The organism is Rapidithrix thailandica, from assembly GCF_039710355.1.
GTDB classification, from domain to species: domain Bacteria; phylum Bacteroidota; class Bacteroidia; order Cytophagales; family Flammeovirgaceae; genus Rapidithrix; species Rapidithrix thailandica.
In genome coordinates this window covers 11,718-27,073 of sequence record NZ_JBDKWZ010000021.1, presented here as the reverse complement: position 1 = coordinate 27,073, position 15,356 = coordinate 11,718, and the positions used below count along the sequence as shown (strand labels likewise).

Annotated in this window: 12 protein-coding genes; 4 read left to right on the top strand and 8 right to left on the bottom strand. The window is 38.5% G+C overall.

What is annotated here, in order from left to right:
- Window positions 1-85: 85 nt before the first annotated feature.
- The 8 genes from AAG747_RS25350 to AAG747_RS25315 form a co-directional block, all read right to left on the bottom strand.
- Complete coding sequence (locus AAG747_RS25350; protein WP_346824053.1) at window positions 86-751, bottom strand: hypothetical protein; 666 nt, start codon at window positions 749-751, stop codon at window positions 86-88.
- 129 nt (window positions 752-880) lie between these two features.
- Window positions 881-1,219, bottom strand: coding sequence for a hypothetical protein (locus AAG747_RS25345; protein ID WP_346824052.1), 339 nt, complete (start codon window positions 1,217-1,219; stop codon window positions 881-883).
- 462 nt (window positions 1,220-1,681) lie between these two features.
- On the bottom strand, window positions 1,682-2,350 hold the full coding sequence (locus AAG747_RS25340; RefSeq protein WP_346824051.1) for a hypothetical protein: 669 nt from the start codon (window positions 2,348-2,350) through the stop codon (window positions 1,682-1,684).
- Window positions 2,277-3,560: a PAAR-like protein gene (locus AAG747_RS25335; protein WP_346824050.1), complete on the bottom strand. Its 1,284-nt coding sequence runs from the start codon at window positions 3,558-3,560 to the stop codon at window positions 2,277-2,279. Before AAG747_RS25335 ends, AAG747_RS25340 begins: the two co-directional genes overlap by 74 nt.
- Complete coding sequence (locus AAG747_RS25330; RefSeq protein WP_346824049.1) at window positions 3,553-4,542, bottom strand: hypothetical protein; 990 nt, start codon at window positions 4,540-4,542, stop codon at window positions 3,553-3,555. Before AAG747_RS25330 ends, AAG747_RS25335 begins: the two co-directional genes overlap by 8 nt.
- A 145-nt stretch (window positions 4,543-4,687) precedes the next feature.
- Window positions 4,688-6,451, bottom strand: coding sequence for a type VI secretion system Vgr family protein (locus AAG747_RS25325; protein ID WP_346824048.1), 1,764 nt, complete (start codon window positions 6,449-6,451; stop codon window positions 4,688-4,690).
- 45 nt (window positions 6,452-6,496) lie between these two features.
- Entirely contained in the window at window positions 6,497-6,892 is a 396-nt protein-coding gene (tssD, locus tag AAG747_RS25320) for a type VI secretion system tube protein TssD (protein WP_346824047.1), read from the bottom strand.
- 477 nt (window positions 6,893-7,369) lie between these two features.
- Entirely contained in the window at window positions 7,370-7,597 is a 228-nt protein-coding gene (locus AAG747_RS25315) for a hypothetical protein (protein WP_346824046.1), read from the bottom strand.
- A gap of 554 nt (window positions 7,598-8,151) precedes the next feature.
- Here AAG747_RS25315 and AAG747_RS25310 point away from each other — a divergent pair.
- The 4 genes from AAG747_RS25310 to AAG747_RS25295 all read left to right on the top strand — a co-directional run bounded on the left by AAG747_RS25310 (window position 8,152) and on the right by AAG747_RS25295 (window position 15,278).
- Window positions 8,152-8,499, top strand: a complete 348-nt coding sequence (locus tag AAG747_RS25310; protein ID WP_346824045.1) for a DUF1697 domain-containing protein — start codon at window positions 8,152-8,154, stop codon at window positions 8,497-8,499.
- Window positions 8,500-8,803: 304 nt separating this feature from the next.
- Window positions 8,804-9,343, top strand: coding sequence for an OmpH/Skp family outer membrane protein (locus tag AAG747_RS25305; protein ID WP_346824044.1), 540 nt, complete (start codon window positions 8,804-8,806; stop codon window positions 9,341-9,343).
- Window positions 9,344-9,512: 169 nt separating this feature from the next.
- The gene (locus AAG747_RS25300) at window positions 9,513-10,130 is read left to right on the top strand and encodes a hypothetical protein (RefSeq protein WP_346824043.1); all 618 of its coding nucleotides are present in this window, start codon (window positions 9,513-9,515) and stop codon (window positions 10,128-10,130) included.
- 39 nt (window positions 10,131-10,169) lie between these two features.
- Window positions 10,170-15,278, top strand: a complete 5,109-nt coding sequence (locus AAG747_RS25295) for a hypothetical protein (RefSeq protein ID WP_346824042.1) — start codon at window positions 10,170-10,172, stop codon at window positions 15,276-15,278.
- Window positions 15,279-15,356 lie beyond the last annotated feature (78 nt).

Sequence of the window (15,356 nt, the reverse complement as noted above, 5' to 3'; positions counted from 1 at the left end):
ATAACGGAGTGCTGGAAGCGACTTCTGTTTAAAAAGCCATCAGGAGACTTAGATTGAAAAAGTACTCTGATGGCAGGATTTGTTTTTAATCTTTCTTTAAAGTCACCTGGGTAACCCCATTGAAATGTCCTCTGTAGTAGTAAATCAACAGGCTATCCCCTTCTTCCAGCTTTTCCCAGTCCCCTTTCCAAATAGTAACTCTTTTATAGCCTTTCTTATAGTGAGTGGTAGGGTATTCAATATCATAATCTGTTATTTTTTTGCTTTCTCCTCTACTACCACTCAGGTTATACTTGTTTACATCTTTTTGAGAGATAGCGGTACGTTCTACTTTATAATAGGTAGAGATGCCTAATAGGTTTAGAAATTGTTCTAGCTTTAGGAATAAAAATAAACCTAAAAAAAAGATCATAATCACATGAAAAAGACTAAATGTATCCGTAATATAGGAGAGTTTCCTTCGTCTGGCTATAAGAGAAAAAAAAAGGAAATATAAAACAAATACAAATAGAAATAACGACATGAAAAAAGTAAAATAACCATAAGTATATTCTCCCAATAAAGCCTCATCTCCATTTGAAATATGTATGCTCTCCGTATGAGAAAAAGGTTCTTTCGGAAAATGATAATAGTAGATAAAAAGTCCGATTAGGGTTCCATAGAACAATAACAATTTACACGTTTTGCGCAAAGACTTTGGTTGAAGACTTTGCTTGATTTTTTTGACAAGTATTTCCTTTACTTCTTTCATTCGAACGGTTTAAACCCCAACAAAACACTGGGTGTTCTATAAGTAATAACGGAGTGCTGAAAGCGACTTTTCTTTAAAAAGCCATCAGAGACTTAGATTGAAAAAGTACTCTGATGGCAGGATTTGTTTTTAATCTTTCTTTAAAGTCACCTGGGTAACCCCATTGAAATGTCCTCTGTAGTAGTAGATCAACAGACTATCCCCTTCTTCCAGCTTTTCCCAGTCCCCTTTCCATATTTCTATAGTTTCAATTCCTTCTGAAGAGTGGGTGGTTGGGTATCTTATTTTATGATCGAGTTCAGTACCCCCTCCAGCTCCTCTGAAGCCTCCTCCATTGTGAGATCTGAACGTATATTTTTCAGAAACCACGGTGCGCTCTATTTCATAATACGTGTCGATTCCTACCAAATTAAAATATTGACGGGCTTTGAAAAACAGTACAAACCCTCCCACAAGAATCATAATCACATGAAAAACGCTAAAAGTATCCGTGATATAGGCGCGCTTTCTTCTTTTGGCAAAGATTAAGAAAAATATAAAATATAAGCATAGTATAAAAAAAAATGCTAGTAAAAGAGTTGTTGATTTAGTTGAACCATACTCTTTAGCTAATGCCGGATCCGCATTAAAGATATATAGACTCTCCGTATGAGAAAAGGGTTCCTCAGGAAAAGGGAAAAAATAAATAAAAAGTCCAATGAGGGTTCCGTAAAACAACAATAGTTTACACGTTTTGAGCAAAGACTTGGGTTGAAGACTTTGCTTGATTTTTTTGACAAGTATTTCCTTTACTTCTTTCATTCGGACGGTTTAAACTCCAACAAAACACTGGGTGTTCTATAAGTAATAACGGAGTGCTGAAAGCGACTTTTCTTTAAAAAGCCATCAGAGATTTAGATTGAAAAAGTACTCTGATGGGAGGATTTGTTTTTAATCTTTTTTTAAAGTCACCTGGGTAACCCCATTGAAATGTCCTCTGTAATAGTAAATCAACAGGCTATCTCCTTCTTCAATCTTTTCCCAGTCCCCTTTCCAAATAGTGATTCTTTTATAGCCTTTCTTGGAATGAGTGGTAGGGTATTCAATATCATAATCTGTTTCAATGCCTCCCCCGGCTCCTCTGAAACCTCCTCCATTATGAGATTTAGAAGTTTGTTTTTTAGAGATTACAGTACGTTCTACTTCATAATACGTGTTGATTCCTACCAAGTTAAGATATTGACGTGCTTTCCCAAAAACAAACCACCCTAAGCAAAAAATTGCGATAACATGAGTAATATTAAAAGTCGTTTTGATATATGAAAACTTTCTTTTTTTTGCTAAAAGCAAAAAAAAGAAAGCATATAAACATAATATAAATAAAGGGATAACAACAAGTATTGTAACTTTATCTGAAATATATTCACCTGAGATAGCTGCATCTCCATTAAAAATATGTAAGCTTATAGTATGAGAAAAAGGTTCCTCAGGGAAGTAGTAAAATACTCTGAAAAGCCCGAAAAGGGTTCCGTAAAATAAAAATATTTTACACGTTTTGCGCAAAGACTTTGGTTGAAGACTTTGCTTGATTTTCCGGGCTATCGTTTCCGTAAACTTCATTATCTAATCTTTTTTCTAAGGTTTTGGAAATTACATCTGAGACAAAGAATGCAGCTATTACCGCATAATTAAAGTTTTTGAATATGCTATTGGCTATGGTATTCTGTGTGCGGCTATTCATGCGATTGCTGATTGCATCCCTTTTCCCTTCGGCATATCTTCTGGCCTTGCCATTGCGCCTGTTTTCTTTATGCCATTGCCTTCTTTTTAGTTTTTTGTTCTTTCGGTTTTTATATTGGTGGACGGGGTTCTTTTGGATATAATCGGCCCTCTGGTTCTGTTGATATTGTTGCAATTTATTTGTCATTTCAGGAGAGGCCATTTTTTGATCGGCCTTGTGTTGGGCTATCTTTTCTACCCAATTACTGGGGGTGTATTTTCTTTCTGCGGCAACGTCCAGGGGCTCGGTAAAGGGCTTTTGGTAGTCGTTTTTAGCTATAGTATACGGGTCATCATCTACACTGCCATCAAGCCATATATCTTTCTTTGCATTGTACGTATTTATAAAGGGAGTTGCTTTTCCAAAATCATCAAATGTATATTCAATATCTTTTTCTTCATCTCCCCAATAGTTAATCACATTTGCAACACTGTTTGATGTTTCAGACATTAGATAGCCTAAGGCAGTCCACTTAATCGTACTTTGTACAAAGGCTATTCCAGCTTTGGCAAAGCCAATGGCTTTTGCTGAATGCACAAACATACCCAGTCCTTTTCCCATAAAGGCCGCTCCGAGTACTTCCGTGGTATTTTTAATAAGGTTAATTCTGTGTTGTTTCTGAGCCATGGCCGGAGAGAAAAACATTTGAATATCCCCTCCACCGATCAAACAGGTCAGTTCTGAACTGCCTATCAAAGCGCGCTCTCCTTTTATTTTTACCGTAGGGTGTATATTGCTCCATTGGCTCCCTCTTAATAAAAGCCAACATAAAATGTTGCCTACAGAACCTTGGGCAGACATTCCGATCAAAAAGGCTGCAAGTACCCCTACAAGAAAGGGTGCAGCCATTACGGTGAGTAATATAGCGGCTGCGGCAGCAGCCAAAACGGCCGTCCACTTACAGGCAAAGCAAGTCGGCTTATCCTTTTCGGTGGCAATTTTTTTGCCCTTGGCAATGGTAACCCCTCTATCCTGCACGTTTAATTTGGAGGTCTGAAATCCACTGGTGCAAGTCAGGATCACCTCTTCATGTACATAACTTTCACTCATTATTTGCTGTGTTTTGAGGTTCTTCGATGATTTTTGCTATTTCTAATTCTTGGTAAGCTTCCAGGTTGTCTCCCACTTTTTCTTCGGTTTCCACTTCAATGTAATTAATTTGATGCGTTTCCCCGTCTATTACATAAAGTGCATAGAAATCATAGCTGTATTTAGTGAATTTTCCTTTGACAAAAGGATAGTTTTTCTTGAATTTCTCTTCCAATAGTTTTCGACTAAGGTGGGTTTTGTTGATACTACCGTCTAGTTTTAAAATGTATTCTCCGGTTTGTGTATACCGGGAGATGTCCACAGAAAGGTGTAGAGGGATACGGATATCATCAAACAGAAGAGAGTTGATGAATTGCCCGGAAATAGGGTTAGCCGCCTCTTCATAAAAGTGTATATTGTATAAAGGGAAAAACAATGTGGAATAATAGAGGGTATTCCTCAGTTCGGCAGCCAATGGGGCTTCCGGAGTAAATTCGGAGTCTCCCTTTTTATACATATCTTGTTGTACTCCCACCGGAAGGTTTTTAATCTTTTCATTTTGTTGAAATTCCTTTTTCAACTCTTCCCACTTGGCTCTCAGTTCGGCTTTATTGGTAACTTTTACCAATTTTCCTTTGTCATCTAACAAAACTTCCAGGTTGTCTTTTAGAGCCATGGATTTTGTTAAGATGTCTCCAAGTTGATCATTAAGCAACATATTGTCCTCAATATTGCTATTTAAGGTATCCAACTTGTATTTGTATTGGCTGCCAGCTTCCAAGAGGTTCAAAGTAAACTCTTTGTCTTCGGTATGAGTAACCATTTGCCCTCCATTCACCAAAACCTCCGTTGTATACGAACTGGTATATTTTTCCTTGCCAAATTGCTTCAAGGTAAATAGAATCCCTTCCGAAGTTCTTCGGGGATTGGTAGTACCATAGTTCGTCTGTTCTTGCTCGTCATAGAGTAAGCTTATTTTTCGTTTATTGTTGTTTGAATTCATTAGTTGCTGGTTAACTATTTTATTACTGTATATTTATTAATTTCATTAAGGATTCAACTACCAAAACCTTCTTTAGTAGTTGAATCAACTTCATTCTAATCAACTTTTAAGCTATGAGATTATCCTTTTTATAAAGGAATAAGAATCAATTGATATTTACAGCTTTTCCATTGATGTTTGTTTCCTCAGAAGAACTCGTATTTATCGTTTTATTACTATTAATAATAATATCATTTCCACTTAATATAATTGTTCCATCTTTTTGTAATACGATACTACTTTCCCCTACTTGAAGCGTTAATACTTTCTCCCCTTCTAGCAGTACCTCGCCTGTTCCTTTCATTAATAACTTTGTGGCAGCAGAAGTCCAAGTACTATTTTCAGTTTCTAAAACCAAAGCAATTAGATCTTCTGATTGGATTGCAGCATTGTTAGAGCCATCTAAGATCAATCTAGATCTGGCACTATCAGCCAAAGTTACCGAACCCCATTCATCATCTATTTCCAGTCGATTCCCACTGGCGGTTACAAAGCCCTTCTTATGGTTCCCTTTGCCACCGAAGCCACTTTTGCCCTGTCCATGAAACATGGCGCCAATCACAAAGGGTTTTTCGGCATTGCCGTTTTCAAAACCCACCAATACTTCTTCGTTGATTTCGGGCAATACATGAAAGCCTTTGCCTTTTCCTGCATAAGGGGTGGCCACTCTGAGCCAGGGGGATAGTTGACCGTCAATTTGCCACGGAAACCGGACACGGATACGGCTCATCCCTTTGGGATCATGATTATCTACTACTATCGCATATTGTTCTTCGCAAGAAGGGACGGCATTCTCATCAAAGTAATTCGGTACTTCTATGGTATGGGGAACGCCTTCAAATTTATTACTATACTCCCGGCTATTTTTTACCACATGGGTTACGCGGGTGATGATATACTTTCCATAAGGATCGGTTTTACCCACTACCGCCATGTTTTTCCCGGTGATATCCACAATATTGCCTAAGGCTATTTGCACTTCATCACTTTCCCCATCTATCTCGACGGTATTCAACGCGTGTTTGGATTTTAGTTCTGATACATTGCTTAATTCACTTGGTCCGTTTTCCATCAAGGAATTATTGTAGATGGCTGTTGGTACTTTGGCATATAGGTTTTTAGAGGCATAGGCAACTTTCATATTGAGAGAAGAGTTTCCTTCTTGCTTCTCAGGGCCTTTCATTTCGGCTTTATGTGTGCCAGCCTGGTGAAAATCATATGCCAAATAGGTATGCCGTTGGGGTTTGGTAATCATAGAGACATTAAAACTTTCGAGGCTTTCTCCAAAGCGCAAAGGGGTAACCTTCAAACCGCTATTGCCAAACTGTAAGCTTTGTCCATCGTAGTACAACCATTCTCCATAACGCACTGCCAGACGGCGGATAAAGTCAAAATCACTTTCCTTGTATTGAACCGTATAGGGGATTTTGTTTTGGTAACGGGGTTTGCTTTCTACATTGAACTCGTATTGATGTCCCTTTACAGCGGCATCTATGATTTCTTTCAGCGTTTTCTGCTCATAACTTTGAGAGTCTTTGCCATTGTCCATCAACTTTGTAGGGCTGTAGGCTGTAATTTCCATCGATCCGTTCCCACCATCTTCTTTATTAATTTTTACATTCATGACGATACCGTTAAACACCAATTCATCCGTATTGATACTAAGACTTAAGGTTTGTCCGATATAGCCTTGCGCTTTTTCTGCAAATTGCCCACTGGTATCTTCCAGGGCTTCCATGGGGCATTCAATGGTCAGTTTATGGTGAGCGGCAATCTTTTGCTCTAATTTTATGCTGAAATTGCTGTTTTGTAAAATTTCTTCTCCTTCATTTCCACCAATAAATAATTTAATATCAACGGGCTTTGCCATAGTTTATCGTAGTTTAAATAAGTACAAAGTGATAATAAAAAAATGTTACAGGGTAACCGGCCATTTGTTTTCGAAGGCAGCTTTTTCAGCGTGCATTTTCTGTACGGAAATGCATAACTGAATCTGCATAGGAACATTGGAATCGTGGTTAAAATGTTCGTGGTATTCGATACAGTAGGCCTTCTGAAACCGGAGGTGAAACAAACGGGCGTGTTCATCCCTTCTGAAAAAAGTAATTTTTCCATCTTTGGTATGAGCAGGGTCCACCATCCAGCGAAGTAATTCGGAGTTTCCCCTGGCCTCTATTAGCAGGGTGATTCTACCACCCCGGGGAATCCCGGAAGGTTTGTGGTTCCGGTCCACGTCTTGCTCAAAATGATAGGTGCAATGGATCACATTATACACTTCCTCTTCGAGCGATAATTGGGCTAAAAATGACATAATTAAAGTTCATTTGGTTTGTTTTAAAAAAAATAATATCCAAGGCCTCTTTTAGTATTGGTAATAGAGCCAATTTGTTGATTTTTAGTAAGTAATAGGTTGTTTGTATATCGTAAACCTAATCCTATGATTTAAGCACGGGAGTACAAAAGATTACAAAACCCTTCTATCTTCCCGGTAAAAAAATCATCTGCTTTTTGAAGCAGTCTTTCTACTTAATTGAAAGATACATACCAGGTAACCCTTATTTTTTTAATTCCCCAAATTTAGTCACATCTTTAAATTATCCAATTATTTTTTTATAATACTTTTTAACCCAATATAGGTAGGGTGTTGATGTTTTCGAGTATCGGAATTGGAATAGTGTTTTGCCGGGAATTTTGGAGGTATCTGAAATGCTTAGTACATAAAGCTTACAATTTTGACCAACGGTTATAAGAAATAGGTGAGTTGGATATTGTATAGAAGTCAGGTATGTCATAGGGCGTTGGGTAAATCCGCCAAACCATTGTTTTGCTTGATCCTGGAATTGTGCAAAGAACCTTGTGCCCTTTCAATATAAAACAGCATTACATTGTTAGTCAGGTCTTCAATAGACAGGTCAAAATAACGACCCGCCGGGGCTGAAGTGAAGGAGGTGGAGAAAGCCAGGTGAGTGATATAAAAGGAACAAGGTTTTGAGCAACCTGTCCAATAGGTGTTCAATGCTTTATTGCACGGTCTATACCAAATGCCTTTGGCGATTTTCCAAGAAAATCGCTGTTGAGGCCATCGTGACCGGAAGAAAGGGAGGTTTTGAGGGGAATCTATGTTTCTTATCGGTATTTTACAGGCAAATATCTGAAATAATCATTGTCTTGAACGTAGTGGTTGAAAACGTTTAACAAGGCTCTCATCCGGTTTTTAGAGGTATAACCCTATACTGTAGTCGGCGAGTGTAAGCCGGAGATTTATAGAAATTCAGAACAAGGTAGAAATTAAGATCACTTACCTGGCCCCGTTTTGAGTATCCGAAGGTAGGATACATTGACGGTATTTGAACAAAGTGCACTTCACAAAGTAGAAAAACACATCCCTTTTACAAAAGGGTAAAAACAGTGTTCCGTAATTTGGATCACGAAAAGAAAAACACTGCCATGAAAAAGTCCGGTTAACATTGTGTGGCCCGACTTTTTTAGACGTATGTTCTATATTAGGTCAGGGATGCTTTTCAGGTATTTATTGAGTATTCCGTATGCTTTAACAAATAAAAAATTAGAATGAAAACATACATAGTTTTATTGCGGGGAGTAATGCCCACAGGGAAAAACAAAGTACCCATGGCACAACTTCGTCAGGTCTTGAGCGATGACGGGTTTAACAATGTCCGTACTTGGGTTCAAAGTGGAAATGTACTCTTAAAAACAGAGCAAACGGCCACCAAATTGGAAAAATATGTACAGAATTTGATAAAAAAGTACATAGGTCCGGACTTAGCCGTAATGGTTCGCACAGGAGCCCAACTCCAAAAAGTTTTGGAGGAAAATCCTTTTCAAGAAGGCTACGATATTTCACGGGTTTTCTTTGTTTCTTTCAAAACGCCCCCACGCGAAATTTTAACATGTTAAAGAAAATGATTCGACTGAGTGAGGAAGTTTAGGAGTTGCTGAAGGAGAAGGTATATCAATTCCCATTGCGAAGTGCCCCCTATATGATTTTTAGTGAATGAGTTAAAAAACAGGTCTTCATCTATCAAGGAATTGAATATAGCCTACGAAGTATTTTGTAGTTATGAAAAAAAATAGATGTTTGCTTTGTTACTTACATTTGCTTTGAGCTTAACTTAAAAAATGCATTTTTGCACTGAAATTTTACCGATGAAGTGGTACACTTTGTTGGATTTGATTCGGACAATTCCTAACTAAGTCATTAATGAAAAAAAGTTTACAACTAATTCTAATTATTATCTTATTGGTTTCCAATGCTGTTTTGTACTTTTTGTATTTCTCCACTTCCCAAAAAATGGCGTATGTGGACAGCAATCAATTGTTAAATGGATACCAAGGGATGATAGATGCCCGGGCAGCTTATCAACAAAAGACTGTTACCTGGCAAGCTAATATTGATACCCTCACCCAAGAAATCCACAAAAAACTCCAGGACTACGAAAAGAACGTAGCCCGTATGAGTAAAAAAGAAAAAGAGTTGTCTCAAGAGTTGTTAAAAACCAAGCAGCAACAGCTAGGGCAATACCAGGAAGCTATCCGTCAAAAAGCCCAGGCCGAAGACCAAAAGCTTACGGAATCGGTGATTAATGAAGTGAATGCTTATTTGGCAGAATACGGAAAAAAACAAAACTATCAAATCATTCTGGCTGCTACCAATGCCGGTAACATCGTTTATGCCGAAGAGATGTTAAATATTACCGAAGAAGTATTGAAAGGCTTGAATAAAAATTATGTAAAGCCTTAATTATTGCTTGCTCCGGAACTTGAAACTCCCCTTTCTGATGAGCCGGTTTGTGTGAAGGTGTCTGGCAGGGAAGGGCGGTATGACAAGAAAAGATTCTGAAAGTCAAATAATTGCATAGGGATAGAAAGGTTTTTCTATCCTGATTCCAAATTTATACTTAACTCCTAGAATGAAATTTTTTTGTATCCTGAAGTATTGCCTGTTAGGTATTAGCCTGGGATTGATCAGTTGTTCGTCCAAAATACGTTCCGAGCAGGAATTGATGGACTATGTGATGGACGAGTCGCATGGGTTGTACCATAAAAAATCTATTAAGGACTTGGAGGTGGAAATGTATTACAAACCCACTGACCTGCTAGTGACGCAAGAATTGAGGGGAGGACATGCGATTTCTTTGGACAGCTTGCGTCAGCAATATGGAAAATATGCCTATTTCATATTCAACGCATCCCGCAACGGGCAGGAGCCTTTGCAGGGAATGGTGGGTGAGTTTGACCGCTTCAGCGAAGTATTGCAAACACTGGCTTTTCGCATGGAGCAGCACGTGTTTCTGACCACCAGCCAGAACGATACCATACCCTTGGCAGATTCCATCTTTCCCCGTTTTTATGGCGCTTCCCGGAATACTACTTTGATGTTAGTCTTTGGAAAGGAAGATTGGCCGGGTAGCGATTGGGTACAAGTTAACTGGAAAGATCCCGGTTTGAGAACCGGAAACATGCAATTCCGCTTTGACACGGAAACCTTACAGGCCGCTCCGCAAATTGAGTTTCCCAATAAAAAATAACATAAGAAACACAGCCAAAAAATCAAACCCTAGAAGCAAATGATCATCCGAAACACCCGGTGGCTTAGAGCCATTGCCGTATTTTGCCTTTTTACCTTACTCACCAACTTGGCGGCACCTACCGTAGCCTGGGCGCTGACCGCAGGCCCTACAGCCCCGGAAGCCACCAGCTTTGAGCCGGTAGACACCACCGATATGGTGAACCTGGCAACAGGAGACTTTACTTATAATATTCCGTTACTGGAAGTGCCAGGTCCGGAAGGGGGGTATCCTTTGTCTTTGTCTTACCATTCGGGGATAATGCCAGACGAAGAGGCCTCATGGGTGGGCTTAGGGTGGACACTGAACCCTGGTTCTATCACAAGGACAATAAATGGTTACCCGGATGATCACCACAATGCAACACAAACCGACCGGTTTTACTGGGAAGGAGGGGAGAGAGATACTTATACTATTGGTATATCGGTTGGAGCTATTCATGGACCTAAGTTTACTGCTGGGGTACAATATTCGGAGGATACTTTTCAAGGTAAGGGAATTGGGGGGTATTTAGGCGTATCAGTTAGTGTAGGTAAATACGCGGGTGTAGGAGGGAGAATTGGTGTATCGCCATATGGGAGTACTTATGCTTCAGTTAATATAAGAGAAAAATATTTAAATGAAAAGTTCTCTAAAGCCACCGGAGGGCAACTTCCAATAGATATAGGAGCAAATGTAGGTGTTAGTACTAATTTTGAATCTATTAGTGCCAGTGCTGGAGTTGGAGTTAGTACAGGAATGCTAGGACAAACAGTTAGTTTAGTTGGTATGAGTATATCTTCATCAGGAAAAGGGTCCATTTCAATGATGGGTACTTCTATAAATAGAATAAATAATTCTAAAATTAACAAAATCAGTTCTTCTAGTTCTGGGTTTAATGTTGAAATTCCGGTACTTCCTGTTGTATCTATCACCTTGGGTCATAGGCATGAACGCTATTGGATCGATGAAAGTGAAGATATCGCTACAAATGGTGTTTTATACTACCCTAATAATGATGAAGGGTCAAATATTAATTTTGATGAAACTGCATTCGATTCCTACGATTTATTTGATCCTGCATACGTACTTGCCAAACCAGAGAAAGAACTAGGAGGGACTTACCCTGCATATGATCAGTATAATGTAAATGGGCAAGGGATTGGAGGAAGTATAAAGCCTTATTTGTATGCTCAATACCTTACCCGTCAAAATATTAAAGATGGAGATACTTATACTGTAAAACACTATCATAATTCTTCTTTAAGAAGCTCTTCCCAAAAAACAGATTTTCGGTTTGTTAATGATTTTTCTAACAAAATAAGGTATAATACTTCTTGGGATGTTGAGTATAATGAAGATCCAAATACCCTTACTCCTTTATCATTAAATGGTTCTGCTTTGGAACCCGAAACAGGTGAATTTGTGGATTATGTGTTACCAGGGTCTCAAAGTATCAACTGGTTTACCAACAAAGAAATCTTAAATGGCTTAGCTAAAAGTCAGGGTTTTATAAATTGTACTGCTCCTGGGTTTGTAAGACCGGACGATGATCAAATCGGAGGAATTATGATTACTAATACCAGTGGGGTGACCTATCATTATGCGTTACCAGTTTATGCCTTTGGGGAATACTCCAAGTCTGAAAATACAACTTCAACGGTTGAGTCCTACAATGAACTAAGAAAACCTGAAAAATATGCTTATACGTGGTATTTGACTGCTGTCACAGGAGTAGATTATGTAGATCGAGATCTATCAGGGGAAATGAAAGGCAAAGTGAATGAAGGTGATTGGGGGTACTGGGTAAGCTTTGAATATGGTAAGTGGGCTGAGAACTACCGGTGGAGGAGTCCTGCGGAGGGCTTTCATATGGATATTGACAACAAATTTCAATTTTTTTCTTTTGGCAAAAAAGAAATTTATTACCTGGATGCTATCAAAACCCAAACACATACAGCGCTTTTTGTGAAAAGTTCTCGTAAAGACGGAAAAAGTATTATCAGTCAAGACAATGGAAGGTTTAGGGGTGAAGGTTATGAACGAGAGTATATTGGGCATCATCCAATAACAGGTCATATTGAGAAGTTAACCCCGTTAAAGCCTATTAGCTTATTAAAATTAGATCATGTCTATCTGTTGAAGAATGATGTGTTAAAATCATTGACAGCAAATGAAGAATTAAGGGATAAAAATACAGTTTATAATAATATTGTATCGGGTATTTCCAAGTTTAGATATTACAGTAAAGATTTTGATAGAACTGAAGATCAAGGGGAATATCAAGAGCAAATTCACTTCGGAAAGAATATTCTTGATGACAATGATTTAGTAAATATCAAAGAAGACTTAAATAAAGGTTGTATTCGAAGAATCGATTTACTTACGGATTACTCCCTATGTTCAGAAACACCTAATACCTTTTATTCTGCTAGTGACAAACAAAATAACTATAATGAAGACGAAAAGGGGGATGGGAAACTTACCTTAAAGTCTTTGCAATTCAGAGGACAAGAGGCTATTGCTACAATTCCTGCTATGCATTTTGAGTATGGGGATAACCCTAAATATAAGAAAGATGCATATGACCTTTGGAATATGTATAAATCTGATTATAGGGATACAGGAAATGAAAATTTAGACAGAACGGTAACAAAAACTTCCTCACAACATGTGGATGCTTGGTCTTTAAGTGAAGTTTTTACTAGTCTGGGAGCTAAAGTTGAGGTAACATATGAATCTGATTCGTATAGTAAAAGTATCTTACATTCTAATCACCCACTTAATATAGATTCATTTGAAAAGTTGTCAGGAGATAGAGTTAAGGTTTTGTTATCAAATACTTCAAATTATCAATTAAATGAGTTTTTTGTTTTAAATGAAGAAGTGGATATATTTTATGCTTATAATGTTTGGGAGTTAATATATAGTTCAGATTTAGAAAATCCGCCGCAGGAAAATATATATGACAGAGCTTCACGTATAAGTGGTTTGATTAAAGAAATAGGCTCGAATTATTTGGAAATTGAATCGCCATCTTTAGTACATTGGCTATTTTTTGATTATGTCCGTGAAGGAGAAAGGGAAGTGCGGCATACACCTCGTGGTGGAAATATTTCGAGTCGAAACTTGAAAAAAACTTTAGGAGGAGGATTGCGTGTTAAAAAAATAAGTATTACAGAGCCAATTACAGAGAGAAAATATATTACAAGTTATGATTATACTATTCCAGGATCAGGTATCTCTTCAGGAGTTACATCCTATGAACCTGGTATTTTTGATTTGATAAATAATAATGTGTCTTATATTGAGGAATATAAGAAGTTACTATATGAATCATTCTCAAATCTATTGATAAATTCTAGGGAAGTTCCACCTCCAAATGTAATGTATGAATATGTGACAGTGAAGGATTATGTGGTTTACGATGGTCAAGAGGAAATACTCCCGCAATATATTGAATATAACTTTGAAGTTTTTGAAGAGGGTATGTTACATTATATTGCTGATATAACTAAAACTCATGCAACAGGAAAAACAAACGAATTAGGGAGTGGGTTTGTACAATCAAAGAATATTTCTCTTAAAAATTATACTTCAAGGGTAGGGCAACTTAATAGAGTGGTATATTACAATAAAAACCATGAAAAAGTTAGTGAAACTAGAAATGAATATTTACACGATCAGGTTTTGATTAATAAGGAGGATTATGTTGGTGGTGCAAAAAACGTAAATTATTTGAATGACTGGGCAGACGAGTATGATAACCATTTAAGTGTGTACGCTAATCAAGGTGTGATCGAAGAAGTATTTGGTAATATCAAACTAGTACAAAGAGGAACAACAAACTCTAGTATTTATGATATTCGTGGTGTAATTAGCCGTAGAGAAGAATATCCTGCGATTCAAACAGGAATTACTCAAATTAATTACCAAACAGGAGTAAAAACTACCTCCCGGACTTTGGCATTCGATATGTATGCGGGAACACCCACCAAAACATTAACCACTGACGGTTACGGAAATCAGTTTTTAAGTGTAACCAAACATGCATACAAAGACTACCCGGAAATGGGCGTGAAAATCCCTGGACAAAATCGTAAAAATATGCTGAGCCAAACTTCTGCTTCCTATACGTTTAAAGGAGCTAGTGAAGATTGGAACCAGCTGATTGGAGCAAGTATTCAAACCTGGAACAAACAATGGCAATACCGGGATTTGGATGGATCTTTGGTAACTAACCACCCGGATATTTGGCGAAAACACCGGACCTATACCTGGCAAAGTAACGAGGTGAATCCGGATGGTACCTATATTGGAGTTACCGCATTTGATGCCTGGAATGCCGGTACGGAGCCAAATAATCCTCATTGGCAGAAGAATTCGGAAATCACTTTGTTCGACCGTTATTCTCATGCCCTGGAGGCTAAAGATCTCAACGGCAATTATGCGGCTAGCAAGATGGGGGACAAGGAAAGTATGGTTTATGCTTCGGCCAGTAATGCCCGGTATACCGAATTTGCTTACTCAGGAGCGGAAGATGTAGCCAATACACAAGGGTACTTCGGCGGAGAAGTCCATAAAGGAGGCGGTCAGATAGTAGAAGATGCTGCGATAGCCCATACCGGGGAGTACCACCTTTCCGTACCGGCCGGCAGCAAAGGTTTTGTGTTCAAACTCAGTGATCCGGATGTGACACGTACCTATCGCCTGAGCGTATGGACCAATCAACTCCAGGGACGATTGTATTACTCTACCGATGGTGGGCAAACGCTCCAAAAATCCCCGGCTCCGGTCAGTACCAAGAAATCCGGGAACTGGTACTTATTGAATTACGATATTCAATTAGAGCCCTCCGTTACTTCACTGGAAGTGGGGTGTTTTGCCGAAGGGGTTGCAGTCGGTTTTGACGACTTCCGCTTCCATCCGATCGATGCTTCTATGCAGAGTTTTGTCTATGATCCCATCACCGGGCAGGTGACTTATATCCTGAATCCACACAACCTCTATACCCGCTTTGAGTACGATGCGGCCGGTAGGTTGAAACGTACCTATCAGGAGTCCTTGAAATACCAAGGAGAGAAGAAAGTTTCTGAGCACGATTATCATTATGCCAGGGAACAAGAGTAGAGCTATCTTTATGGACTCTCTACTTAGTAAGAGAGTCCTAATTACAAAATCAAAACTTTTTCACTAGAAATATTTAGC

Bases quoted from the DNA above. Each gene is read 5' to 3' on its own strand.
- AAG747_RS25350 (WP_346824053.1), bottom strand. From the start codon at position 751: ATGAAAGAAGTAAAGGAAATACTTGTCAAAAAAATCAAGCAAAGTCTT.
- AAG747_RS25340 (WP_346824051.1), bottom strand. From the start codon at position 2,350: ATGAAGTTTACGGAAACGATAGCCCGGAAAATCAAGCAAAGTCTTCAA.
- AAG747_RS25335 (WP_346824050.1), bottom strand. From the start codon at position 3,560: ATGAGTGAAAGTTATGTACATGAAGAGGTGATCCTGACTTGCACCAGT.
- AAG747_RS25330 (WP_346824049.1), bottom strand. From the start codon at position 4,542: ATGAATTCAAACAACAATAAACGAAAAATAAGCTTACTCTATGACGAG.
- AAG747_RS25325 (WP_346824048.1), bottom strand. From the start codon at position 6,451: ATGGCAAAGCCCGTTGATATTAAATTATTTATTGGTGGAAATGAAGGA.
- tssD (WP_346824047.1), bottom strand. From the start codon at position 6,892: ATGTCATTTTTAGCCCAATTATCGCTCGAAGAGGAAGTGTATAATGTG.
- AAG747_RS25310 (WP_346824045.1), top strand. From the start codon at position 8,152: ATGAAAACATACATAGTTTTATTGCGGGGAGTAATGCCCACAGGGAAA.
- AAG747_RS25305 (WP_346824044.1), top strand. From the start codon at position 8,804: ATGAAAAAAAGTTTACAACTAATTCTAATTATTATCTTATTGGTTTCC.
- AAG747_RS25300 (WP_346824043.1), top strand. From the start codon at position 9,513: ATGAAATTTTTTTGTATCCTGAAGTATTGCCTGTTAGGTATTAGCCTG.
- AAG747_RS25295 (WP_346824042.1), top strand. From the start codon at position 10,170: ATGATCATCCGAAACACCCGGTGGCTTAGAGCCATTGCCGTATTTTGC.